The organism is Pseudomonadota bacterium (assembly GCA_013285445.1).
Taxonomy (GTDB): Bacteria; Pseudomonadota; Gammaproteobacteria; order Xanthomonadales; family Wenzhouxiangellaceae; genus Wenzhouxiangella.
The window spans coordinates 3,321,427-3,346,305 of record CP053448.1; the positions used below are offsets into that span (position 1 = coordinate 3,321,427).

At 65.5% G+C, this 24,879-nt stretch carries 14 protein-coding genes; 3 read left to right on the forward strand and 11 right to left on the reverse strand.

What is annotated here, in order from left to right:
- Positions 1–20 precede the first annotated feature (20 nt).
- Genes HND55_14740 through HND55_14750 form a run of 3 tightly spaced genes read right to left on the reverse strand, consistent with a single transcriptional unit; the run spans position 21 to position 6,229 of the window.
- Positions 21–2,132, reverse strand: coding sequence for a DUF1329 domain-containing protein (locus HND55_14740; protein ID QKK03805.1), 2,112 nt, complete (start codon positions 2,130–2,132; stop codon positions 21–23).
- A 13-nt stretch (positions 2,133–2,145) separates the two neighbouring features.
- Positions 2,146–4,035: a DUF1302 domain-containing protein gene (locus HND55_14745; GenBank protein ID QKK03806.1), complete on the reverse strand. Its 1,890-nt coding sequence runs from the start codon at positions 4,033–4,035 to the stop codon at positions 2,146–2,148.
- A 16-nt stretch (positions 4,036–4,051) separates the two neighbouring features.
- Positions 4,052–6,229, reverse strand: a complete 2,178-nt coding sequence (locus HND55_14750) for a lipase (protein QKK03807.1) — start codon at positions 6,227–6,229, stop codon at positions 4,052–4,054.
- 159 nt (positions 6,230–6,388) lie between these two features.
- Between HND55_14750 and HND55_14755 the strand changes: the two genes are divergently transcribed.
- A complete protein-coding gene (locus HND55_14755) occupies positions 6,389–7,606 on the forward strand; it encodes an Nramp family divalent metal transporter (GenBank protein ID QKK04139.1) in 1,218 nt (405 codons plus the stop codon).
- Between the two features lie 192 nt (positions 7,607–7,798).
- On the opposite strand, the gene HND55_14760 is transcribed toward HND55_14755, so the two are convergent.
- On the reverse strand, positions 7,799–9,427 hold the full coding sequence (locus tag HND55_14760) for a tetratricopeptide repeat protein (GenBank protein ID QKK03808.1): 1,629 nt from the start codon (positions 9,425–9,427) through the stop codon (positions 7,799–7,801).
- Complete coding sequence (locus HND55_14765) at positions 9,424–11,118, reverse strand: CRTAC1 family protein (protein ID QKK03809.1); 1,695 nt, start codon at positions 11,116–11,118, stop codon at positions 9,424–9,426. The genes HND55_14760 and HND55_14765 overlap by 4 nt, the downstream gene beginning before the upstream one ends.
- Positions 11,119–11,380: 262 nt before the next feature.
- Here HND55_14765 and HND55_14770 point away from each other — a divergent pair, with 262 nt between their 5' ends.
- Both HND55_14770 and neuC read left to right on the forward strand, forming a co-directional pair.
- Positions 11,381–11,881: a hypothetical protein gene (locus HND55_14770; protein QKK03810.1), complete on the forward strand. Its 501-nt coding sequence runs from the start codon at positions 11,381–11,383 to the stop codon at positions 11,879–11,881.
- Positions 11,882–12,109: 228 nt separating this feature from the next.
- The gene (gene neuC, locus HND55_14775) at positions 12,110–13,315 is read left to right on the forward strand and encodes a UDP-N-acetylglucosamine 2-epimerase (hydrolyzing) (protein ID QKK03811.1); all 1,206 of its coding nucleotides are present in this window, start codon (positions 12,110–12,112) and stop codon (positions 13,313–13,315) included.
- A 74-nt stretch (positions 13,316–13,389) separates the two neighbouring features.
- Here the strand turns inward: neuC and HND55_14780 are convergent, their stop codons facing one another.
- The 6 genes from HND55_14780 to lpdA form a co-directional block, all read right to left on the reverse strand.
- Positions 13,390–15,258 (reverse strand): CRTAC1 family protein, encoded by a 1,869-nt coding sequence (locus tag HND55_14780; GenBank protein QKK03812.1) that lies wholly within the window; start codon positions 15,256–15,258, stop codon positions 13,390–13,392.
- Positions 15,255–18,053 (reverse strand): tetratricopeptide repeat protein, encoded by a 2,799-nt coding sequence (locus HND55_14785; GenBank protein QKK03813.1) that lies wholly within the window; start codon positions 18,051–18,053, stop codon positions 15,255–15,257. The genes HND55_14780 and HND55_14785 overlap by 4 nt, the downstream gene beginning before the upstream one ends.
- Complete coding sequence (locus HND55_14790) at positions 18,053–21,331, reverse strand: tetratricopeptide repeat protein (protein QKK03814.1); 3,279 nt, start codon at positions 21,329–21,331, stop codon at positions 18,053–18,055. Before HND55_14790 ends, HND55_14785 begins: the two co-directional genes overlap by 1 nt.
- A gap of 34 nt (positions 21,332–21,365) precedes the next feature.
- Positions 21,366–22,256 carry a nitrilase gene (locus HND55_14795; protein ID QKK04140.1) on the reverse strand — a complete coding sequence of 297 codons (891 nt, stop codon included), beginning with the start codon at positions 22,254–22,256 and terminating at the stop codon, positions 21,366–21,368.
- Between the two features lie 281 nt (positions 22,257–22,537).
- Positions 22,538–22,876, reverse strand: a complete 339-nt coding sequence (locus HND55_14800) for a carboxymuconolactone decarboxylase family protein (protein QKK03815.1) — start codon at positions 22,874–22,876, stop codon at positions 22,538–22,540.
- A gap of 35 nt (positions 22,877–22,911) precedes the next feature.
- Positions 22,912–24,738 (reverse strand): dihydrolipoyl dehydrogenase, encoded by a 1,827-nt coding sequence (lpdA, locus tag HND55_14805; protein ID QKK03816.1) that lies wholly within the window; start codon positions 24,736–24,738, stop codon positions 22,912–22,914.
- Positions 24,739–24,879 lie beyond the last annotated feature (141 nt).

Here is a 24,879-nt window from a genome sequence, read left to right on the forward strand (position 1 = left end):
CTGGTTGGACTGCCCGCCGATCAGCGGCGGCCGCGGGTGCGAAGCGCCTGCGGCGTGTAGTTGCTCGGGCTGAGCTCGACGTTGAATGTCGGTACCGGATCCTGGTTATCGATGCCGTCGGCAAGGTAACGTCCGGACTGCAGGTCCATGTGCGAAAGCACCGACGACCAGTAGGTCGGCAGCTCATAGTAGTTGATCGTATGTGCCTCGGACACACGCCACAGATCGCCGCGCTGGTCGTAGTGGTCAAGCAGGGCAATCTGGTAGCTGTCTTCATCCAGATAGAAGGTGCGGCGCGGATGAATATGACGCGTGCCCTCCCTGAGGGTGGCCTCGACAATCCAGACCCGGTGCAGCTCATAGCGCATATACTGGGGATCGAGGTGGCCGGGCATGACCAGATCATCGGCCGTCAGCTCACCGCTGTGCACGCCGTAGGAATTGTAGGGAATATACATTTCCTTCTTGCCGACGATCTCCCAGTTGTAGCGGTCCATGGCACCGTTGAACATGTCGGTCATGTCGTTGGTGCGCAAGCCGTCAGAGGCGGTACCGGGATTGTCATAGGCCACATTGGGGGCACGACGCACGCGGCGCTGGCCGGGATTGTAGATCCAGGCCTGGCGCGGCTGCTTGAGCTGATTGAGCGTCTCGTGAACCAGCAGAATGTTGCCGGCCAGGCGCGCGGGCGACAGCACTTCCTGGAAGAAGTAAAGCAGGATGTTGTCAGTATCCTCGATCGTCATTCCTTCCCGATAGTACAGGCCAAGGATTTCCTCGCGCAGACGAATCAGCTGGAAATTGCCGCTGGCCGTGGGGACGACCTGATTGTTGTAGCGCGCTCCACCGATGCCCTTGAACTTGAGCTTGTGGTTCCAGATCAGGTGATAGGCGTTCTGCGGCAGCGGAAACGGGAAGCCCTCGTAGACATCCTCAACGCCCTCACCGTTGGCCACCAGCCGACCGGTCGTGGCGTTGTCGATGGTCGCCTCGTAGATGCGCTCGGGAAACGACGCACTGCGGCGAGTGGGATACACCTTCATGTAGTAGGTGTCGGGGTAGCGCTCGAATACCGCCATCTGCCCGGCCGAGAGACGATCGGCGTACTCCTGATAGTTCTCGCCGGTAATGGTGAACAGCGGCTCGTCATTCGGGAACGGGTCAGGGTGACGGTCCCCGGGCTGGTAACCCTCGGGCCAGTCATCGCGGCTGATGCCACCATCCCAGGCCGGAATCGTTCCTTCGGCATTGCCGGCGCGGATGGATCCCATCGGGGTCAGGTCGCGGCCCAGCCTCGCAATGTTCTCCGGCGTGCGCGGGATGATAACCTCCAGGTCGGTCTGGGCAACGACCGGCTGTGAAGCCGCATCGACGACTTCACCCTGCGCCGTGGCAGCCATCTCCTCGCTCGCTTCATCGGCCAGGGCCGGTTCATCTTCGTCTTCGGTCGCAGCTGCGGCCTGAGCCGCTTCTTCGGCCGCCTGAGGTTCGGCTTCGGCGCGGGCTGCTTCCTCGGCCGCCTGACGCTCAGCCTCGGCACGGGCCGCTTCTTCGGTCGCCTGACGTTCGGCTTCGGCGCGGGCCGCTTCCTCGGCCGCCTGACGCTCGGCTTCGGCACGGGCTGCTTCCTCGGCTGCCTGACGCTCAGCCTCGGCACGGGCCGCTTCCTCGGCTGCCTGACGCTCGGCTTCGGCGCCGGCTGCTTCCTCGGCTGCCTGACGCTCGGCTTCGGCACGGGCTGCTGCCTCGGCTGCCTGACGTTCAGCTTCGGCCTCGGCGCGGGCTGCTGCCTCGGCTGCCTGACGTTCGGCTTCGGCGCGGGCGGCTTCCTCGGCTGCCTGACGCTCGGCCTCGGCGCGGGCTGCTTCTTCGGCCGCCTGACGCTCGGCCTCGGCACGGGCTGCTGCCTGTTCAGCCGCGCGGCGCTCGGCCTCGGCAGCCGCCTGGCGCTCGGCGGCCTCACGCTCGGCACGCGCCGCTTCTTCGGCTTCGAAACGATCGGCCATTGCTGCTTGTTCAGACGAGCGGTCGGTCTGATCGGCGTCGGGTGTTGTTCCGCAGCCGGCCAGAATGGCGCCCAGAGCGAGCGCAGCGAAGACCTTCATCTTCTTGTTGGGGATTTGATCGACCATTGTGACCTCCGCGTCAGAATGAATAGCTCAGGGATGCCGCCACGAAGTCGCGGTCACCGAGAAGGTTGTTGATTCCGGCTCCGAAGAAGCTGGTATACGACAGGCTCGCCCGCCATCTGGCCTGATAGTCGAAGCCCAGACCAAAGGTCAGCTGCTTGCGACCATCAATGAAGTTCCCGCCCGGTCCCGGCGCGACACCGTTGACGTCATGGTTGAACGCCAGGCGCGGCGTCAGGTTCCACGATGTCCCGAAGATCGAGTTGTAGGTCGGCGCAACCACCAGCCTGTAGCCCCAGCTGAACGAGGTGACGTAGCCGTCGGTTGTCGTGATCGGACTGCGTGAGTTACCGCCCGTCAGTCGTGACGGCCCGCCGAAGGTATCGGTGCCCGGGCCTTCGAACCGCAGTTCGCTCCAGGGCGGCAAATCCCAGACATGAGTGGCACCAAACTCCCCGACCAGGGCCACCTGGTTGGCACGCAGGAAATTGCCGGGCCCGAACAGATTGACCAGGGTGAACTGTGCCTGCGAGACCTCGCGGCGCTCATAGCCCTGGATATACTCGCCCGGCTCGAAATCACCCAGCTGGCTGATAAACCGGTTGTAGGGCTCCGGAATGGCCTGATTGAGCGGCGACAAGCCGGCGTAGAGCAATTCGACATCATCAATCTGGACGGGCAGATTGTCACGATAGCTGACTTCGCCGGCCAGCGACCAGCCGCCCGGAATGGTCGTGTTGAAGCTCACGCCGAACAGGTCGATATCCTCCGGGTACTCGACAATCACAGCACCTGAGGACGGCGCAGCGTTCGACACAGCGCGACCCGAAAGCACCGGCAGACGGCTGTGATAACGCAGATAGTACAGGCCGAACTCGGTGTCGTTCAGCCAGGGGGCGAAGTAGCGGAACGACAGTCCGAACTGGCCGCTGTCGGAAGGACGGTTGTCGGGGTCGCGCGGAAAAGCGGCTGAACAGCCGATCGCGATCAGTTCCGGCGGCAAGTCCAGGTCACTGGCGCTCAGGTCGCCCACCACGCAGGTCCGGTTGTAGAGATCGGGATTGCGCACCGGCTGGCCAACCAGGCCGAAGTTGAGCATGACATAGCGACCGCCGGCCGTGGCAAAGTCATTGGTTGCAAAAAACGTGCCCGATGGCTCGGCTTCCACCTCGTCCCATTCGAACATCGCCACGCCCTCAAATGACAGATTGGGGGTTATGTCAAAGGTGCTCCACAGCATGTTGAGCGGCAGAAAGGCATCCCGCAGCTCGGCGCCGGCGGTTCGCAGCGCGGTCACATCGACCGGGTTGATCGTGTTGATCCCCCCGGCGATAAACGTGCTTTCGCCCCAGCTAACCACCTGGCGACCGAGTCGCACCGATGCTGTGTGGTCACCGACGTCAAAGTCGGTCCAGAGATAGGCGTCGAGCAGTCGAGCGCGCTCGCCGACATAGTCCTTGGCGCCCTCGGACAGCTCATCCATCTGGTTGAGCTTGAAGTCGTAGAAATAGTTGCCGCGCACGAAAGCGCCCCAGCGCCCGGCGTTGATATCGAGCTCGGAGGTGATGCGGGCCTGATTGAAAATCGTATCCCACTGGTCGAAGTTCAGATTACCGTCATCGGAGTTGGCCGAAAACCGGCCGGTCGCGGCAATCTGGTCTTCCAGCGGCTGCTGCACGATCAGCGGGTTGAAGTGCGATTTGGCGACCAGGTCGTTATCACGGTCCTCGACTCGGAAACCAACGCCATAACTCACCGTCGTGTCGAGCCTGATTGCGACGTTTTCGGTGCTCAGATCGAGCGCCTGCGCCTGCTGGGCGGTTAGGGCCAGACCGATGGCACAGGCCAGTGCATGCGGTCGGATATTGGCACCGCGCCGGCGTGTGTTGAATGCTTGCCGTTTCATGTTCGAATTCTCCCTGTCAGTCGGTCTGGATGAGTGACGGATCGCCAATGACGACCATGGCGCCTCCGGAAGCCACCATGCTGGCAGCCTGACCCTGCATTTCGGCCGTGGCCGCCGGCGAAGCGGCCGGACTCAGCAACGAGCCATGATCGCCCTGGATCATGCGAACCGCACCGCGGATGCCCATCGGGTCCTGAACGGTATCGGTGATCGCATCCAGGCCCATGACCGCGATCAGCGGTTCGGTGCCCGACAGCGGCGCGCCCGGAACGGCATTGGGAACCACCGCGTCGCCGGCAACCTGCTGCAGCAGAATGCTGTTGGTCGCGGCCGCGGTCGCGCCCCAGTTGATCGGGTCGGCCGAGTCGATCACGGTCTGTGCGGCCAGCAGGAACTGGGCGAACTCCGGCGAGCCGGGCTCGATGCCAGCACCCTGCAGCCCGGCGCGAATCACCGGGCCGAAAGTATCCGATCCTGCCAGCAGGTTGGCGATGCCACCGCCCGGCACCGACAGGACGCCGTTTCCGACCGTCGGCTCAACCGCCAGGAAGGCAGTGCCGGTGATGGCGCCAAGCGAAATACCGACGAAGTTGATATTGGAGCCATCCAGATCGGCAACGCCATCGCCGTCGATATCCATCCGCGGTATGTTGAGCGCCAGCGTGGACAGATCGACCTGTGCCTGGCGCAGGTTGTCTCGCGCCGTCAGCAGGCTTTGCAGATTGATAAACCAGGCGCCTGACCCGTCGATGGCGCCGTCGGGTCCCGGTGCACCGGTGGCGTTATCCTGAAAATCAACGTCGAAAGTGCGCTCATTGGCGATCGGCGCAAACGGCGTGTTGCCGACATAGAAGGCCGCCAGCGGCTGCTCCGGATCGAGCGGGTCGGTCTGGGTGATGCCGTGCAGCGGCAAATCGATGGCGACCACGGCAAAGCCGATCGAGGCCATGGTATCGGCCAGCGCCAGCATCTGGCTTCGGTTACCGGTAATCCCGTGCTGGAAGATCACCACCGGCCAGCCGGCTGCCGGACGAACGTGTCCGGACGCCGCATTGGGGACTGTCATCAGCATCGGTACGACCTGGCGATCGGTCTCGACCGGAATCGGGTTGGCCACCGTCACGTGGGTCGAGGTCGGATCGAGCCCGAACCCGTCGAACGGCGGGACGTAGGCGCCGGGCTCGGCCTGCCAGAATCGATTCAGCGGTGCCGTCGGGTTGTCTGCTGATGGCACACCGAGGTAGTAGGGCAGCTCGATCACCCCGATATAGAGATCGGCAATCCCCGGGGACGCGCCCGGCGGCAGCACATCGGCGGTGGTCAGACAGGCACCCGGAGCAACACAGGCCTGGGCAATCTGGGTGTCGGTGGTATCGAGCAGTGATCGCACCACGCTGAGCACCGGCGTTACCGACTGTGTGGTCGCGGTAAACGACAGCACGATGTCGTCGCGAGCGATGCCCTGCGATCCGGCCGCGGCCAGATGGGTGTTGATCAGCTGCCGCAGCGGCTCCAGCGCCCGCGCGGTGGCGTCGTCGAGCAGCGGATCAGTGCTGTTGCCGTTGGCGTCGACCAGCGGTGCGGGACGCTTGGCCAGAAAATAGGTCTGGGCCGGCGTGGCCGGATTATCGCTGTTGTCGCGAATGCCGTTGGTCACCACAGCCATGTAGCCGGTCATCTCCTGCAGCGGCCGGAGCGGCACGATCGCGATGGTGCTCTCCTCGTCGCTCGACGATGCAACGACCGCGACGTAATCCTGTCCTGGAACCAGTTCGCGGTTGACCGCCTGAACCGCGGCGGTGCCGGTCACGAACTGCACCTCGAAAAAGCGCACGCTGCTGCCGGGGACCACCGTCGAGGGATCAACCGGCGCGCTGAACGAGAAGGTCCAGGGCGCGACGGTACTGAACCCGTCGAGTGCGTTCATGGCGACGGCCGGGTCGGAAAAGTCGGTTGGGTCCGCCACCGGAATATTCAGCGTGAGATCAGTTGTCCCGGACAACAACAGGCTGTTCGGAAACGGAATGTCGCCGCCGCTCGGGTCGAAGCGTGCGGTAATGACCCCATCGATCGGATCACCCTCGGGATTCTCGGCCGGGCCTTGCGGTACGGTGCGATCCACGCTCGAACTGCCGCCGCAACCAACCAGCCACAGGAGCGCGAATGCTAGGGCCAGAAATCGGCATGACTTCATTAGTTTTCTCCCCAAAGCAGAGATGATTTATGGTTTATCGATACTGTCCGGTATGTTGAACAGCCGATCAGACTTCGCTCGTATGATATGAACATGTTCTTTACTTTTGCAAGCGGCTCGCGACAACGCGCGCTCGCGGCCCTCGGTCCCGGCCTGATCATGGCCGGCGCAGCGGTCGGTGTTTCCCATCTGGTGCAGTCGACGCGGGCCGGCGCCGACTACGGTACCACGCTGTTGGTGCTGGTGCTTGCCGCCTGCCTGTTGAAGTACCCGTTTCTCGAATTCGGGCCCCGCTACGCTGCCGCCACCGGCGAAAGCCTGATTGCCGGATACCGGCGCCTGGGACGCTGGGCGCTGGGGCTTTTCGCCATCATCACGCTGGGAACGATGCTGATCATCCAGGCCAGCGTGACGGTGGTGGCCGCCGGGCTGGCCGGCGTTGTGTTCGGGCTGGATCGTTCGATCACGACCCTTTCAGCGGCCGTCCTCGTCGGCTGTTTCGTGGTGCTGGCGCTTGGCCGCTACCGCGGCCTTGATCGGATCATGAAGCTGATCATGGCGGTTCTGGCCCTGTCAACGCTGCTGGCCGTTGTCCTGGCCCTGGGCAGCGGTCCGGACTGGCAGGCGCTCGACCCGCGCAGCGGCTGGCCGCAGGTCTGGACCGCCGGCGGCGTCGCGTTCCTGCTGGCGCTGATGGGCTGGATGCCGATACCGCTGGACGTCGCCGCATGGCACTCGCTGTGGACGCTCGAGCGCGGCCGGCAGACCGGCCGGGCTGCCAGCGTTGCCGATGCGGCATTCGATTTCCGCGTCGGCTATATCGGTGCCACCGTGCTGGCCGCCCTGTTTCTGATGCTCGGCGCGCTGGTGCTCTACGGTGGGGAGTCCTTGCCGGATGCCGCTGTGGCCTTCTCGGCACGCCTGGTCGACAGCTATGCACTCGCCCTGGGCGAATGGTCCCGTCCCCTGATTGCCGTCGCCGCTCTGACCACGATGTTCTCGACCACGCTGGCCGTCACCGACGCCTATCCGCGCGTACTCAACGCCCTGTTCGATGCCGCCCGCGGCGTCGAACCGTCATTGTCGCGAGGCGCGGCTCATCGGGCCCGCTACCCGGTCGCGCTGCTTGTGGTCGCGGCGGGCGCACTGATCATCATTCATTTCTTCGGCCACCGCTTCACCGTGCTCATCGACTTTGCCACGACCGTCTCGTTCCTGGCCGCGCCGCTACTGGCCTGGCTCAACCTGCGGCTGCTGACCAGCACTCACGTGCCGGCCGAACACCGGCCCGGTCGCGGCCTGCGTCTGCTCGCCTGGGTCGGGCTGTGGTTTCTGGTGGCGTTCTGCCTGGTGTGGATCGGATGGCGCCTGGTCTGATCAGTCGCTAGCCCGCATTATTCATGAATTCACTCGCGCCCTTGCTTGCGCCTTGTCCGCACAGCGGATTTTTCTCCCTCGGAAATACAGCCTGGTATTCCGCTCGGTCGGAAAATCCGCTGTGCGAACAATCCCCTGCGCAATCATCGCGGCGATTCATGAATAATGCGGGCTAGTGGGCCATGCGGCTAATTAGCCGGATGGCCCACTAGCGCCGAGCCCGGCGACAAACACCGGGTGATCTTCACCGAACGGCACCGGGGCCGGGCGCCCTTCACGATAGCGCGCCATGTTCTGTTCCAGCTCCGGGCGCTCGGTGAGGATGCCGCGCTTGACGGCCTCGAACATCGCCTGGGCCTGGTAGTCGATGGCATCATCGAATTCGCCCCGGGCGGCGTGCACCATGGCCAGCGTGGCTGCAGAACGCAGTCCGGGCCGGGCGTCATAGACCAGCTGCGCCCACTCCAGCGCCTGGTCCAGATCGACCGTTTCGGGCGGCAGGCAGCTTGCGTGCATGCGGGCCAGGGCAGTGACGACAGCCTCGCTGTAGCCATCGGTCAGGGTGTGCGCCTGTTCCAGCCACCCCGCGGCTGTGCCGCAGCGCCCGGCCGCCAGCTCGACCAGGCCCTGCCAGTACCTGAAGCGAGCGGCATCGGCAACCTCTTCGGCAGTCTCGGCCAGCCGGGCGAAACGCGCCCCGGCCCCGGTCGTGTCGCCTTTTCGGAGCATGATATGGGCGATGGATTCCTCGACCGCCGGGTCGGTCGCTCCCACCTCGATGGCCCGCTGATAGGCGGCAAGCGCCGCATCGAGGCGTCCGCCAAGCTCCTCGGCCTGACCAAGATAGAAGTGTGCCTGCGGCGATTCCGGATCCAGCTCGACCAGCTCGGAAAACGCGGCACGCGCCTGATCAAGGCGCCCGAGACGCGCCAGCACATCGCCATGATTGCGCACAACGTCCGGATCATCCGGTGCCAGCTCGCGCGCGCGCGCCAGCATTCGCTCGGCGCCCTCGAGCTGTCCGAGCCCGGCCTGGGACAGCCCGGCTTCGAGATAGAACTGCGGGCTGCGCGAGAGCTGGCGGACCTGATCGAGCACCGGATCGGGAAACGGCTCGGCCGCCTCACCGGCCTGCTCCAGATGATCGCGGGCACGCTCCCGATCGCCAACAGCCCGATAGGCGCGACCGAGGAAGTGATGCAAGCGACTCGCGGCCGGCGCGCGCTCGAGCGCCTGTTCGAGCAGCTCGATCGCGCGCTGGTATTGCTGCCGCTCCAGCGCCACACGCCCAAGCCCGCCAAGGACCGCAGGCGCTTCGGGCACCAGCCCCCGGGCACGCTCGAAATCGGCGGCGGCGGCATCCAGGTCCCCGCGCTGCAGCCTGGCCCGGGCGCGATGAATCAGGGCAGCAAAATCGCGCGGATAGAGATCGATCGCCTGATCCAGCGCGGCAATGCCGGCATCCAGCCGGCCCTCGCTGATTTCAACCAGCCCGAGCAAATAGTGCCACTCCTGTCGTTCCGGACGCAGCTCGATGGCGTTGCGATAGGCGGCACGCGCCTGCGCGGTCAGGTCATGGGCAAAGCTGACGTCGGCCAGATGCCCGAACGCCTCGGCCAGCACCGCATCGGCCACGTCCCCGGACAGCGCATGGTCAAGCCGGTCTCGTGCCTCGCTAAGCGCCCGTCGGACCGGCGCGGCGACCTGTTCCAGCGGCAGCTCCGGTACCGGCTCGAGCCCGGCGGTCGCCGTCTGTGCCTGGCCTGGCGCGCACAACAGCAGTGTGGCGAAGACACAAAGCCATTTCAAAATCGTCGTCATTGCCCGGTTCCCCGTTCGATTCGATGATAGCGTCCGACCGCCAGATCGGCGAAAGTTTCCATCTCGCCGTCGGGCCAGCGGACCTGCACGGTCTGCGCTTTCATCCGATCGCCGAGGCCGAACAGGATTCGCGGATCCCTGGCCGATGCGTAGGAACCGTCCCGACGCGAGCGGCGCATCGCCCCCGGGCCATCCTCACCGACCAGCCAGGCACGAACGCCGCTGACCGGCTTGCCGTCGATGCGCGCGTCCAGACCCAGCCAGTGCCGGCCGCTGCCGGCCCGGTTGATCAAAATCTCCACGGGCGCATTGAGGTTGATGACCACCAGATCAGGCTGCCCGTCATTGTTGATATCACCAATGGCCACGCCCCGACTGACGCGCGATGCGGCAAAAGCCGGCCCACCGCGCCGGCTTGCATCCTCGAAACGGCCGTCGCCGCCATTGATGAACAGCTGATTGGCCTGGTGGTAGGGAAACGGATCCCCGGCCCGGGCCAGATGTTCCTCCTCGGTGACCGCGCCGTTGGCCACGACCAGGTCCAGCCAGCCATCCAGGTCGATATCCAGCCAGCCGGTGCCGAAGCCCGTAAACGGCAGGCTGGGCGTAGCCAGACCGGTCGCGATGCTGACATCACTGAACCAGCCGTCACCGTCGTTGCGGTAGAGCGTGTTCGTTTCACGCCGCAGGTGAGTGACGAACAGATCCTCACCGCCGGAGTGATCGTAGTCGGCCGAATCAACGCCCATGCCGGCCTCCGCCACGCCGTCGGCATTGACCGCATTGCCGGCCAGCATGGCCTCGTCGACAAACCGCATGGCTGTCTGATTGACCCAGAAAAAGTTGGCGCTGCCGTCGTTGGCCACATACAGATCCACCCTGCCGTCGCCGTCAAGATCCGACGCCACGACACCCAGTCCGTGGCCGCGAGCCTTGCCGAGGCCGGCCGCATCAGTGATGTCCCGGAAACGGCCATCGCCCTGATTGTGCAGCAAACGATCCAAAGCCGGCGGATACGCCGAGGGCGAACAGTAGTCCAGGCGTCCGGTGCCTGCCGAGCGGCATTCGCGGTGAGCCTCGAAGGTATAGTCGGCATAGTTGACGACCAGCAGGTCGGCCCGGCCATCGCCATCGAAATCCTCGAAGGAGGCACTCACACTCCAGCGCGGATCGTTGACCCCGGCCGCCCCGGTGGTGTTGGTGAACGTCCCGTCACCGTTGTTGCGCCAAAGCTGGTTGTCGCCGAAGTTGAGCACGTAGAGATCGGGGTAGCCGTTGCCGGTGTAGTCGCCGACGGCGACCCCCATGCCGTAGCCACGCGCGTCGATGCCGGCGGCCTCGGTGACGTCCTCGAAGCGAACCACCCACTCGCCGTCGTCGTTGCGGGCCGAGACGTTGCGGTAGAGCCGGTCGCCCGCGGGCCGGTCGCCCGGCGCGATGTCCGGTCCGATCGGCCCGGCCTGGACCAGGTAGAGATCGAGCAAACCATCGCGGTTGTAGTCGAGCAGCGCGGCACCGCCACCCATGATCTCGGGAAAGTAGAATTCACCGCGCATGCCGTTGCGGTACTCGAAATCGACCCCGGCCGCCGGTGCCACATCCTCGAACCATGCCGCCGGGACCGACAAGGCCAGGCCCAGCATACCGAGCCCGCACGCGGCATCGAAAACGCGAACCGTACCGTTTGACATCCGGGAGTGCCTGTTTGAAAGTCGGGGAACACCCCGATAAAGGCGTGCTGACGCCCCTATTCTGCCACCGGCCGCAAACCCGTGCAACGCGCCATGCGGCCGGGCCCGCGCAGCCGGCTTGAAAAAAAAACCACCCTCGCTAGAATTTGACACGCTCCATTGACGTTGGGGGCGCATAAGCTTAAATAGCGGTCTCGCTAGGGGGAGTCAGTGCGGCAGTCAAACCGATCGACACACTTTAATCCGCGACGGAGGACCACGCATGATGCGATATGTCTTGGTGATCGTCTTTTTGGTGGCTTGTGTGACCACGACCCAGGCCGGTACGCCGCCAACCACGGTCTTCATTGACAACGGGATCATTTATGGCGTTTCACAGGACTCGATTCTCAGATCGGATCCCGGCACCGGCGAGATCCTGATCACCTACTCGGACGGATCCGCCGTCTACCGGCAGAACCAACCGCTCCACTCACCGGATTTCGACGCATTGCTCAGCCTGACCGACGAACCGATGTGGATTCACGGCTCGGCCCCGAACAGGCGGGGCAAGGGCGATCAGTTGCAGTCATCCACGTCCGGCGCCGGGCCGCTGAGCGAACCCTGCGCTCAGGAAGCCAATGCGCTGATCGCGGCAATCCAGGCCATGCAGGCTGCCTGTAGCGGTGATGACGCGGCGACATGCGCGAGTGCCCACAGTCACTATGTGCAGGCCGAGAGCGCCTACAGTTCGTGCATGAGACACCATCTCCAGGAACGATAGCGGTTCATTGATCGCCGCTCCTGCTGCGATCGCGCGGCGTTCGCAGCAGCCCCCTCCATACGGCAACTGCATCCGGGCCTGCAAGCGAGACAAGCAGGCCAGCCAGGCCGGCTCTGCCCATTGACTCCACGCCCTGAACCGCCGGCGCTCCACCTTGCCGAACGCCGATCTGGGATACTGCCCAATACAGGCCAGACATCCGGATAAAAGCCGGTCGGAGATTATCGATTGCAAACCAGCAAGAACGGCAAACCGCGGCGTATCGCGGTGGTCAGCTCCTCACGCGCCGACTACGGTCACCTCTACTGGATCCTCCGGGAGCTCGAGGCCGCCGATGACGTCGACCTGCGCATCATTGCCACCGCCGCTCACCTCTCGCCGAAGTTCGGCCACACCGTCGAGCGCATCCGCGCCGACGGCTTCGCCGTGGAGGCCTGCATCGAGAGCCTGCTCGACGCCGACACCGACGTGGCCATGGCCAAGACCATCGGCCTGACCACCCTGGGCCTGGCCGACCTGCTCGGCCGGCTGCGACCCGACCTGCTGCTGGTTATTGCCGATCGCTATGAAATGCTTGCGCCCGCGGCCACCGCGCTGGCCCTTCGCATCCCGATGGCGCATATCGAGGGCGGCGAGATCAGCGAGGGCGCCATCGACGACGCGGTGCGCAACGCGCTGACCCAGATGAGCCACCTGCACTTCGTCTCGACCGTCGAGGCGCGGCGGCGCGTGATGGCCATGGGTGTGCCTGGCTGGCGCGTGCACCGCGCCGGCGCCCCGTCGCTGGATCATCTCGTCAGGAGCGAGCTGCCGTCGCGCACGCTGCTCGAATCACGGCTGGGTATCACGCTGCGGCCGCGGCCGCGGATCGTCGGCATGCACCCGACGACCTGGCTGAAAGACACCGCCAGCGAGGCCCGCGCCCTGTTCGAGGCGCTCGAGAACGCTCCGGCGCCGACGGTGTTCTGCTTTCCCAACGCCGACGCCGGCCACCGGCCCATCATCGGCATGGCGCGCGACTACTGCCGACGCCACGACGACGCGAAGCGCTTCGTCAACCTGGGCACGCTCGACTACTGGGGCCTGCTGCACCACGCGAGCATGCTCATCGGCAATTCCTCCAGCGGCATCATGGAAACCCCCTCGCTGGCCCTGCCCTTCGTCAACGTGGGCATCCGCCAGCGCGGCCGCGAGCGCGCCGCCAACGTCATCGATGTCCCGGCCGAACCCGCCGCCATCCTCGAGGGCATCGAGCGCGCCGGGTCCGAGGACTTCCGCCGCTCGCTCGAAGGCATGCGAAACCCCTACGGCGACGGCAAGGCCGCGGCCCTCATCGCCCGCGTCCTGCGCGAAACCCCGCTCGACGAAACCCTGAAGATCCGCCGCGCCCTGCCCCTGGTCGCCGGCGATACTGCGGCCTTCGACCACGAATAGGCACTCGCCGAAAGAAGATCCCGTGTCGGCAGGACCGAAAGCCCCCTTTCCAGCCCCATTTGCGAAAACGGACTTCAGCCTTCCGGGTAAGCGATCACGTGCGAGCGATCGACCGTCAAACCCCCGAGCACCTGTTCACTGCCGTCGGGCCAGCTGATGGTGACCTGTTCGATGCGGTCGGTCTCGCCGAGGCCGAAGGTGACCGGGAGTTCGACCTGCGAGAGGTAGCTGCGGGTCGGCATGACGGTGCGGTGCTGGGTCACGCCACCGGCCTCCAGGACCAGGCTTGCGCCGATCGCGCCGGTGTTGGGCGGGCGGCCTTCCAGGCGCAGGCGCAGCCAGTGGTGGTCGTTTTCCATTTCATTTCGCAGCAGCAGCGGCGGTCCACCGACCTGGGTCAGCACCACGTCGAGGTCGCCGTCGGCGTCGATGTCGGCGTAGGCCGCGCCGCGGCCGACAATCGGTTCGGCCAGGTCGCCGATGCGGTCGGTGGCTACAGTCTGGTAGGTTTGGGGACAGGCCGCGCCGCAGTTCCAGAAAAGCTGCGCCGGCTGGCGGTAGTACTGGCTGGCCTGGACCTGGTTGATCTCGTTCTCGACGTGGCCATTGGCCTGCAGGTAATCGAGCCGTCCGTCAAGGTCGTAGTCGAGGAAACACACGCCAAAGGTCAGCGACATCCGCGTGGCCGGCCCGAGTCCTTCGCCGATGGTCTGGTCGACGAACTGCGGCAGCGGCCCGTCGGTCACGTAAAACGAGCTCATCTCGTTGGCGAAGTTGCCGATGGCCACGGCGAGTGCATGGTCGTTACGGTATCGGGCCACGTCGATACCCATCGCGCCGGTGGCGTGCCCGTTGCGATCGAAGCCCAGGCCCCACTCGGTACCGACTTCCGCGAAGGTCCCGTCACCCTGGTTGTGAAAGACGAAATTCTGCACGGTGTCGTTGGCGATAACGAGGTCCATCCAGCCATCGCCGTCGATGTCGATGGGCGCCAGCGCCAGGCCCTTGCCGACCGGCTCGCCGGTGGCGGGATTGCGCACGTCGATGCCGGCCTGTTCGCCGACTTCGGTGAAGGTGCCGTCGCCGTCGTTGCGGTAGAGGTCGTCGCGCGTGCCGGCGAAGTTCATCGGCGGCCCGTAGGCTCGGCCGATGCCGGTCAGTCGATAGTCGACCTCCATGTCGATCTCGCGCGACCACTGCACGTAGTTGACAACATACAAGTCCAGGTCCCCGTCGTTGTCGAAGTCGAAGAAGCCCGCGCTGGTGCTCCAGCGACCGGCCTCCCCGGCGACGCCGGCGGTGTCGGTTACTTCCAAGAAACCGTCGGACGTGTTGCGAAACAGGCGGTTGGGCCCGACCGCCGTAGCGAAGATATCAGGCCGGCCGTCGCCGTCGTAGTCGGCCACGGCCACCCCCATGCCCTGGAAGTGGACGCCATCGAGGCCGACATCCGCCGTGACCTCGCGAAAGCGTCCCGTCCCGTCGTTCTCGTAGAGCCTGAGTGCATTCGGCCGCGGCGTGTCGTTCTCGGGTGCGAACGGCCAGCGGTCGCCGTTGACGAACAGCAGGTCGGGATGATCGTCACGGTTGTAGTCGAAGAAAGCCACCCCGCCGCCCATGGTCTCGGGCAGCATGCGCTCGCCGTAGGCGCCGTTAAAATGCACGAAGTCGATGCCGGCCGCCTCGGTGATGTCGACGAAGCGCGCCGCCGGCGCCTCGGGCATGTCGGGTGAGTCGAGCAGGGCGTCGAGTTCGATCTCGGCCTCGGTCACGGGCGCTTCGCTCGCGCTGTCGAGCCACTGGCCCAACCCAAACCAGGCACCAAGGACCAGCGTCGCCACGGCGATGAACGCCAGCGACCAGCGAAAGACCCGTCCGATAATGGCGTCGTCCTGCTCGAGCGCTTCGGTCTCGAAGGCGCCGTCTCTGCGGGCGTCGTTCATGGTCTGCGGACCATCGATACGGGGCTTGAGATGCGCTCGATGACTTCGGGGACCGACAGGTCGTAGGCCTCGGCGCCCTCGCGGTGCAGGTCGTAGATGACCACCGGCTCGGCGGCATGATCAGCGGCCGGATCGCGGCGACGGGCCGCGGCCACGGCACGGTCGCGCGCGTTGTCGTCGACGCGGTAGCGCTGGTACTCGCTCGAGTGCCAGGCCGCGTCTTCGGCGTTGCCGAGCGCGATTTCGACCTGCCAGAGGTTGTAGTGGGCGGTGACGTTTTCCGGATCCTGAACCAGGGCGCGGTCGAACCAGTCGTGCGCCGTGCGTAGCGCGGCCGTCCGCGCCTCGCCGCGGCGGGCGTTGGCCAGCTCGCGCCAGGTCAGGCCAATGCGGTTGAGCAGGCGGTCGTCGCGCGCGAAGTCGAAACCGCGCTCACGCGCCTCGTTGAAGCGCGTCTCGACCAGGGCCTCGAAGGCTTCGAGCGCGGCCTCGAAGCGTCCTTCCTGGAACAGCAGCAGACCGCTGAACCAGGCCATGGACCAGGCCGGCGGCGGGCCCTCATGTGTGGCCGCCCGCCGAAGCGCCGCGGCCGCCTCGTCCAGGCGACCCTCTTCCAGGTACACCCGGGCCAGGTTGAGCGCTCCGCTGCTGTGACCCAGTGCCTCGACGCGCGCGAAGGCGTCTTCGGCCTGGCGCAACTGGCGGCGCTGGGGTTTTCTCAGCGCGCCGATGCCGTAGTCGTTGAGACGCTGCCACTGCGGGATGCCGCGCTCGGCAACGATGACCGACCGGGACGCTTCGCCGACCGGGAAGGTCACTTCATCGGTAGCGAGAGTCGTGATGGGCAAATCGTTGCGCACGAACGGCGGATCCTCGACGTGCTTCATCAGGGCCACGTCGAACTTGCGGTAATGGACGCGGGCACGCACCGTCAGCTCGCCGTTCACTCCCTCGGGCACTTCAAGCCGGTAGTGCAGCAGGTCGGCCGCGCCGGGCGGGATCTGGTGGTTATACAGGGGTACGAAAATGTCTTCCGGATTACGCCGCTCGATGCGGTTGCCCTCGCGATCAAGCATGTAGACATTGATGAAATGTGACCAGGGATCGACCCGGTGCTCTTCGCCCTCCATGCCGCCGCTGCGCCCGACGATGCGGCCGTCATGCTCGACCTCGACCTCGACCCAGACCTGGTTGGAGTCGGCCGTGCCCTGGGTGAAGTGATGGCCCACGCCGGTGGTGCGCACCACCGTCTCGATCAGGTAGTCGCGCCCCGGTTGCAGGGCCGGGACCTCCGGGCGGATCGGCGCAATCAGGGGACCGTCGATACGGCCCGCCTCACGCAGCGCGGCGATGTCGATGCGCAGCGCGTTGTGCAGGTAGGCCTGGTGCCGGTCAATGACGTCCTCGGGCAGGCCCACCATCTTCGCAATGGCGGTGTTGGCGGCGGGGAACAGGTGGTCGCGCACGGTGTATGCGGCCTCGCCTCCGCGCAGGCGCGCGCCGAAGTCGTCAGAGGCCACGGTGGGCATATGGCAGCTCGCGCAGTTCTCGCGCGCCCGCTCAGGGTAATAGAAGCTGGTCACGCCGTGACCCGACACACCACTGAGCCGGAAGCTGTCGTAGTGATTCTGACCCCGAAGCCACTTGTAGGCATTGAGGTGTTCGGGCAGATGCACCTTGTGGCAGGTGCCGCAGAATTCCGGGGTCTTGTGCAGGGGTTTGAGGAAGGTCTTCTTGTGGAAGGCTGGCTTGGCCTTGATCAGCTGGGCGTTGACCCACTCGAGCATCGGATCGTCGCTGAACGCGAAGGGATAGTGGACCGGCTCCTCGACGGTGAAGTCGCCGTTGCCGCGCGGGCTGTTGACGTGGGTGATGGCGTGGCAGGAGGTGCAGGTGATCCCGGCGTGTGCGGTGGGGTGGTTGACGTCGTCGTAGCCGGGATCGTCGAAGGCACCCGAGAGCAGCGGCACCAGGTCGTGGCAGGCAGCGCAGAAGCGCGCCGCCTCGACGTTGCCGTCGCGCTCGAGCGCGAACTCGCGGGTGTTGCGCACTGACATGAGGTAGACCGGGTTATTGAACGAGGCCCAGCGGTGCATGCTGTTTTCCCACTGTGCATGAACATCAGCGTGGCACTCGGCGCAGTAGCCATCCATCATCAGGGTCTCGGCCGGAATGTAGTCACCGGTGGCCGAACGCGTCAGGGCCGGCAAGAAGTCGGCCTTGCCGTACTGCCCGGGACGATTCCACTGCCGCGGATCCTGTGCCTGAAGCGCGACCAGGCCGAGCGCGAATACGCCGCCGACCGCTGCGACGGCCAGGCCCGACTTCCAGCGGATGCGCGGCCCGGCCAGGCGGTGCAGCACGAACAGCCAGATGCAGGCCAGCGGCACAATCACGTGCAGCCAGTAGGCGACGTTGCGGAACGTCTCGTTGCGGATCTGGAAGAAATCGAAGCGCACCAGAAGGATGCCGCTGACGAGCAACAGCAGCACGGCCGCGAACAGGCCGAGCCCGGCGTAGACCGCCCTGCGGTTGGGTCGGCGCCAGGTATTGCGCATGTGCAAGCCGATGAACACCAGGGCAGGAACCACCAGCAGCAGCCCGACCGCGAGGTGGAACAGGAACATCAGCTGGTAGGCGTAGTCCTGGTAGGTGGCGCCGGTCAAATGCTCGACCAGTGTCACACCGGCCAAATAGAGCGAGTTGACCAGCAGCAGCGCGAAGAGGGCCAGAACGACGACCAGAAGGATCTTCAAGCGCGGGCCAACCGCCTTGCGCGGACGCCGTTGCGTCATCACTCGCCGCCCCGGAATCGGTTCAGATAGGCCTCGTGCAGCGCCTGTCGACGGGGATGATCATCGCCCGGAACCGGTTCGACCGTCTCGCCGTCGCGGGTGTAGAGGTCCATGTCCTTGGCGTAGCCGCGCACCTCGAGCACGATTTCTCGACGGAAACCGTCCGGCGGTGCCGGCGGTGCCGGAAACTCGAAATGGACTTCCTCGCCGGGGCCAATCACGGCAAAGGCCTCATCGGCGGCGGCTACCAGTTCATTGACTGGCCCGAAGGCGGTGTAGTAGCCGGTTGGCGCACGAGTGTCCCAGAAGGGGCTGCGGTCGGCATAGTCGTAGTAGGGGCGGCGCTGATCGAGCGTTTCGCGCCGCGCAAAGCCGGTCCGCTCCAGGCGAGCCTGTCCCGGCTCGATCACACGTGATGCGGCTTCCGCGGGCGCCGCCTCGGCCGCGACCACGGCGATCCGATCAAAGTAGATCTCGAGGTTGGTGCGCAGTCTCAGCGCCGTGGTGCCTTCTGGCAGGCCATCGAGCGGCAGCGACATCTCGCGCGGCATGCCGGCCGGGTAGCCGAAGTGCTCATGGACCATCTGCCAGCGTCCGTCGGCACGCGCCTCCAGGCTTGGCGCCGCATAGTCGGCGCCGGCCTGCCAGGCGGCAAAGACCGTCTGCGAGTAAGGATATTCGACCCAGCCGTCGATGATCAGCACCGGTCGGGTGCCGGCGGGATTGATCGGCTCGCCAAATTCCAGTTCGAGCAGGTGCTCGCCAGACAGCCGGCCCAGAAAGCGTCGGTCGCGTTCGCCCGGGGGGGCGGCCTCGAAGTCGACCTGACTCAAGCGCGAGGTGACGTCCTCGCCGCGCTCGTTGACGGCGCGAACGGGCCCACGCAGCGTTTCGTCGCGATAGAAGACCGGCTCACCGCTCGGCGCCGGTCCACCACCGGTGTGCATGCGCTCGTCGAGCGCCAGCGACCAGCCCGGCGGCAGGTCGTGCACATGCAGGCGGGCCGTGTCGAGATAAGCAACCTCTTCCATCGGCTCGCCAATCTTGATCGCGTAGCGGCCCTCGCGCGGCGCGATACTCCCTTCTGGAAAGCGAAAATATTCCCAGGGCCGCGGCTCGGAGTATTCGCCCGGGGCATGAAAAAAACCGATGCCGGCCACGCCGAGCAGGTCGGAGACGAACTCGAAGCGCTCGCCGTTGTAGGCGAACAGCACCGGGCAGCTGGCGAGCTGGCGCTGGGTTTCGGCGATGCGGTGCACCTCGCCGGCCGGCAGGGCCAGCTCGGTCTGCATGACTCCGTCGGTCCACGACAGGCGCACGAAGTCGATGCGCTCGTCCCCGCCGAGCCCGATGGCCACCGGCTGCAGGCTCTGGCCCGGCGCCGAGTGCCGGTCGTAGGTATCGGACAGGCTCCAGCGGCTGCCGACGCGGGCGGCGATGCCGGTGCCGATGCCCGAGGCGTTCGAGCGCATGCCGTCGGCCTGCTCGGAACGCCCGGTCGGCGCCAGCGCGGCAAAGCGCCCGCGACCATCGCCGGCCGGCCAGCGCATCAACCCGGCAGGATCGACCGCGACCAGGCCCAGCAGTTCGGGACCGGTCGCGGGATCGCGCAGCAGCGGCAGCAGCGCGCCCAGCCGGACCGCTTCCGACACCCGGATGCGGGCGCTGGCCCCGGCGCCGACCGTGATCAGCTCGAAGCCTTCCCCGTGATGGACCAGGATATCGGGTCGCCCGTCGCCGGTAAAATCGGCCGCCGTCAGCCGGGGCAAGTCCGACACGGGCAGGCCCGACTCGATCAGGGGCCGGGATTGCCAATCGCCCTGATCATCCGGACGCCACAGGCTCAGCACACCGGCGTGATTGACGGTCACCAGCTCGAGCTGGCCGTCGGCATCGAAATCAGCGGCAGTCACGGCGCGGTGATCGCCCGCGGCAAACCGATCGAAGGCGCCGGAGATCCGGTAGCGCCACAGCCGGTCGTTGACGAACACCTGATGCGGACCGTCGTCATGCAGCACCACGATATCGGCATCGCGGTCCCGGTCGAGATCGCCAATGAGCACCTGGCGGCCTGCGCCATGACCACCCAGATTGACCTCAGCCCGGTGACTCAGGCGGCGCCAGCTGCCGTCAAGATTGTTGCTGAACAGCTCATTGGGTGTGTTGGCGTTGACCACGAACAGATCGAGATCGCCGTCGTGGTCGGCGTCGAACAGGGCCACATCCTGGCAATCGCCGGAGTCGCCGACATCGCTGCTGCCGGCCATCAGCGCCCAGTTGCCGGCGGAAGTCCTCAGCTGGTTGGCGCCGCGGCGGCACAGGTAAACATCCAGATTGCCGTCGTTGTCGACGTCGCCCCATGCCGCCGCGGTCACGCCGTCGATGCCGGACAGGGGATGATCCTCCGCCCGCTCGAATCCCTCGGAATGCCCGAGCAACACCCGGGTACGGGTGCCGTCTGACAAGAACAGATCGGGATGCCCATCAGCATTGATGTCGGCGGCGGTCAGGGACGCGGTCGTTCCGGTGCCGGACCATTCGACGAGCAGCTCCGGTGTATCGAACACGGGCCCGTCGGACAGCGGTTGTGGCGTATGCCCGGCGGACTGATCGACCGCCAGCGCTTCGGCCAGCGGGCCCATGCGGGTGTAGCGAAACTCGGCCAGGTGAGCACGCGGGTTGTCCTCGAAACGCTGGTAGTCGGCCAGCAACGAGCGCGCCTGTTCGGGATCGCCACGCTTGCGCAGCACCAGTGCGGCACCATAATAGGCGCTGCGCAGGTAGGGATCGAGATCGATGGCGCGCCGATACAGTTCAAGTGCGCGTTCTTCCTGACCGAGCTGGACCAGGGTTTGAGCCGTGAAGTAGGCGACATGGGCATCACCCGGCACAGCATCGAGCACCTGCTCGAAATGCCCGAGCGCCCGTTCGGTCTGACCGAGGTAATAATGCATCAGTGCGGCGATATAGCGAGCGCGGGCGTGGTCCGGCGTCTTGTCGAGCACCGCCTCGACCATCGCCAGCGCACGCTGTTCATCGCCCTCCTGCTGACGATTCAGCGTGGCGATCGCCTCGTTGACCTGAACATCGAGCCAGCCTGGCCGCTCCTGACCAAGCTGCGCGAAGACCTGACGCGCTTCCTCATTGCGGTACTGCCCCATCAGCGCCACGCCGCGGTTGTTGCGCTCGATCTGTTCGGCACTCGGGCCTAACGGTTCTCGCTCACAGCCAGTCAGCGCGACGAGCGCCAGCAAGACCATGGATACCATTCGCTTCATGAGCTCTTCTCCCGCATTCAGCCGCCCAACGACATCAGGGCAATCGCTTCTTCGACTCGGCGATGCGCCGGTTCAGTTGGTCGATGTTGATGTCGCCGCTGCCTGCAGGCTGTAGTCTTGCATGACGGGCATAGTCGTGGATTTCGGCGCGGAAATGGGCGCGCATATCGTGGCCGCGTCGACGCTCGCGTTCGCGGCGCAGCGCGTCAATATCGATCGGCGCGACCACCACTTTCTCCCCGGTCCCCGGTTCGGCCTGGGCCAGGATGCGGCCATCGGGGTCGACCACCATCGAACCGCCCGGCCAGGAAAACGGCGGATAGTGGTGCATCTCGGCTCCCTGGTTGGCCGCCACCACGTAGGCGGTGTTTTCCAGCGCCCGGGTACGGTTGATCAGCGTCCACCAGTCAGTCGGCTGCTGGGTGCCCCAGGGATCCATGTAGGCCGACACACGCATCAGCACTTCGGCGCCGCGAAAGGCCAGCTCGCGGATGGTTTCGGGAAACAGCCAGTCGTAGCAGATGGCCACGCCCAGCCGGCCGATCTCGGTCTCGACCACCGGAAACGGGTCATTAGCGTAGCCCGGCAGGTCGTGCGGGCTGGCGTGAACCTCCCAGGGAATCCAGGGATTGACCTTGCGGTACTTCGACAGGATGCCCTCGGGACCGATCAGCAGCGTGGTGTTGAATACCACGCCAGGCCAGTCATGGTCACGCTCGAGGAACGTGCCGGTCTGAATGTAGCAGCCGTGCTTTCGCGCCAGCTTCTCATAGATGTCGGTGTGCTCATTGGGCAGCTCCACGGCCACGGTCTGCAGAAGCCGCTTCGGACTGGTGTGGATCGGCACGGCGTGGGCGAACTCGGGAAACGCCAACAGGCGCACGTCGAAAAAGGGCTCGTAACCGATGACGGTCTGGTCAACGATCTGCGCGATGCGACGAACCCGGTCGCCGATTTCGCGCCGATGTTCTGGCGCGGGGAAGTTGGTCTGGCAGGCGGCGGCGTAGTACACGGATCAGGGCTGCACGGTTAAACGGCCAAGAAGCATATCACCAGCCCGAAAACGTCTGGCCTTCGAATGGTTTGGCAACGCCCCCGGGGGGTGCGCGCGGTCGGGCTGGTGCTCACCTCGAAAGAACCGGAAGGCGGCCGGGAATGACTGATGCGGTCACTAATCAGCAGACACTCAGCTGATTCGTGGCCGCATTAGTAACCGGCCGATTCGCCGGCATCATCACCCAGCCAGGAACATGCAGCGGCTGCACGGGGAAAGCCGATGGTCGGAATGGCGAGCACGGCGACATGATGGAGATCCTCCTCGCTCAGCCCCTCCGCGCGGCCGCGCCGGGCGTGCGAATGCACGGCGCCCTCGGACTGAATGCCCATGGCCAGAGCGATCTTGACCAGCCTCATTTCACGCCGGCTCAATGGTCCGGCTTCGGCGACTTCCTTGCCCAGACGGTTGTAGGCCTCCCAGACCGCCGGATTGTTCTCGGCGATGCGGCGTGCCGTGCCCGGCAAACGATCTCTCTTGCTTGAATCCATTCCTGGCCTCCTTGTGGTTCCATGGCAATCCGGCGCTATTTCTTGGGCATGTAGAGGTCGGTGATCGTGCCCTCGTAGGCCTCGGCGGCCATCATGATTGACTCCGACAGGGTCGGGTGCGGGTGGATGGTCAGACCGATATCGGCGGCGTCACAACCCATCTCGATGGCCAGCGCCAGCTCGGCGATCAGGTCACCGGCGTGCAGGCCGACGACCCCGGCGCCGATCAGGCGACCTGTCTCGTTTTCGAAGATCAGCTTGGTGAATCCTTCCGAGCGGTCCATGCCCAGCGCCCGACCGGACGCCGCCCAGGGGAACTTGCCGATGCCGTAGTCGATGCCCCTGGTCCTGGCCTGGGCCTCGGTCAGCCCGACCCAGGCGACTTCCGGGTCGGTGTAGGCCACCGAGGGAATCACGCGCGCGTCGGCGGCGCGCTGTTCGCCCGCGGCCACTTCCGCGGCCACCTTGCCTTCGTAGGAGCCCTTGTGGGCCAGCATCGGCTGACCGACGATGTCGCCAATGGCGAAGATATGACCGACATTGGTGCGCATCTGTCCATCAACGGCAATGAAACCCTTTTCGTCGACCTCCACGCCGGCGGCCTCGGCATTGAGCTGGTCGCCGTTGGGCCGGCGCCCGACGCAGACCAGCACGCGGTCGAATTCGCTCGATTCCGGCGCGTCCCTGCCGTCCAGTGTTGCGGTGAGCGCCTGGTCGCCGGCCTCGATCTTCTTGACTTTCGTGCCCAGGTGAAAGTCGACACCCTGCTTTTTCAGGTGCTGCTGCAGCGGCTTGACCAGGTCCGGATCGGCGCCGGGCATGAGCTGCTTCATCATTTCGACGACGGTGACCTTCGAGCCCAGCGCTCGATAAACACAGGCCATTTCCAGGCCGATGATGCCGCCGCCGATGACCAGCAGGCGCTCCGGCACGTCGGCCAGCTCCAGCGCCCCGGTCGAGTCCATCACCCGATCGTCGTCCCGGGGCAGGCCGGGAATCTCGACCACGCGCGAACCGGCGGCGATGATGCACTGTCTGAAATCGATCGTGCGCTCCTCGCCGTCGTGCTCGACGACGATTTCGTGCTGGCCGCTGAACTGGCCCATGCCCCGGACAATCTCGACCTTGCGCTTTTTGGCCATGCCGGCCAGGCCGCCGGTCAGTTTGCCGACGACCGAGTCCTTGAAGTCCCTAAGCTTGTCGAGGTCGATGCCAGGCTTGCCGAAAGACACGCCATGTTCACCGAGATGCGCGGCCGAGTCGATCACCTGGCCGACGTGCAAGAGCGCCTTGGAGGGGATGCAGCCGACGTTCAGGCAGACCCCGCCGATCGCGCCGTAGCGCTCGATCAGCGCGACCTTCAGACCCAGGTCGGCGGCGCGGAAGGCCGCCGTGTAGCCAGCTGGCCCGGAGCCGAGCACGGCCAGGTCGAAGTCGTGGTCGTGATCGGTCGGATCGAAAGCGGTTTCCGGTTTCTGGTTTACGGTTTCCGGGCGGGCCTCGTCCGCCTTTCCGGAACCACCGGATGCTTCGGCATCCTGCGAGTCATCCGAAGTCTCCCCGGAACCCGTTTCACGTTCATCGCCGGAGTCGTCATCGTCCGACGCTTCCCCGCCGCCTTCGGAAACCTCCACGATTCCAATGACGTCGCCTTCTCCAACCTCGTCACCTTCGGAGACTTTCAGCTCGACCAGCTTGCCGGCCGCCGGCGACGGCACGTCCATCGTCGCCTTGTCCGACTCCAGCGTAATCAGCGACTGTTCCTGCTCGATATCATCGCCCTCGTCAACCAGCACCTCGATCACCGGCACCTTGCCGAAATCGCCGATATCGGGGACGGTGATCTTGCGTCTCTCGCTCATGCCTTACTCCGTTGCTGCCCGGGACCTGCGGGTCGACCCTCGCGCAAACCCTGATTTTCGCAGATTTTGATCCTGCCGGCAGAATCGGCCGCCCGCGCGACAGCCGATTCGTGCCGCCACCCGATGCCCGGTCCAGGCGTC

Excerpts from the sequence above, each read along its gene's own strand:
- HND55_14740 (QKK03805.1), bottom strand. The coding sequence starts at position 2,132 with ATGGTCGATCAAATCCCCAACAAGAAGATGAAGGTCTTCGCTGCGCTC.
- HND55_14745 (QKK03806.1), bottom strand. The coding sequence starts at position 4,035 with ATGAAACGGCAAGCATTCAACACACGCCGGCGCGGTGCCAATATCCGA.
- HND55_14750 (QKK03807.1), bottom strand. The coding sequence starts at position 6,229 with ATGAAGTCATGCCGATTTCTGGCCCTAGCATTCGCGCTCCTGTGGCTG.
- HND55_14755 (QKK04139.1), top strand. The coding sequence starts at position 6,389 with ATGGCCGGCGCAGCGGTCGGTGTTTCCCATCTGGTGCAGTCGACGCGG.
- HND55_14760 (QKK03808.1), bottom strand. The coding sequence starts at position 9,427 with ATGACGACGATTTTGAAATGGCTTTGTGTCTTCGCCACACTGCTGTTG.
- HND55_14765 (QKK03809.1), bottom strand. The coding sequence starts at position 11,118 with ATGTCAAACGGTACGGTTCGCGTTTTCGATGCCGCGTGCGGGCTCGGT.
- HND55_14770 (QKK03810.1), top strand. The coding sequence starts at position 11,381 with ATGATGCGATATGTCTTGGTGATCGTCTTTTTGGTGGCTTGTGTGACC.
- HND55_14780 (QKK03812.1), bottom strand. The coding sequence starts at position 15,258 with ATGAACGACGCCCGCAGAGACGGCGCCTTCGAGACCGAAGCGCTCGAG.
- HND55_14785 (QKK03813.1), bottom strand. The coding sequence starts at position 18,053 with ATGACGCAACGGCGTCCGCGCAAGGCGGTTGGCCCGCGCTTGAAGATC.
- HND55_14790 (QKK03814.1), bottom strand. The coding sequence starts at position 21,331 with ATGAAGCGAATGGTATCCATGGTCTTGCTGGCGCTCGTCGCGCTGACT.
- HND55_14800 (QKK03815.1), bottom strand. The coding sequence starts at position 22,876 with ATGGATTCAAGCAAGAGAGATCGTTTGCCGGGCACGGCACGCCGCATC.
- lpdA (QKK03816.1), bottom strand. The coding sequence starts at position 24,738 with ATGAGCGAGAGACGCAAGATCACCGTCCCCGATATCGGCGATTTCGGC.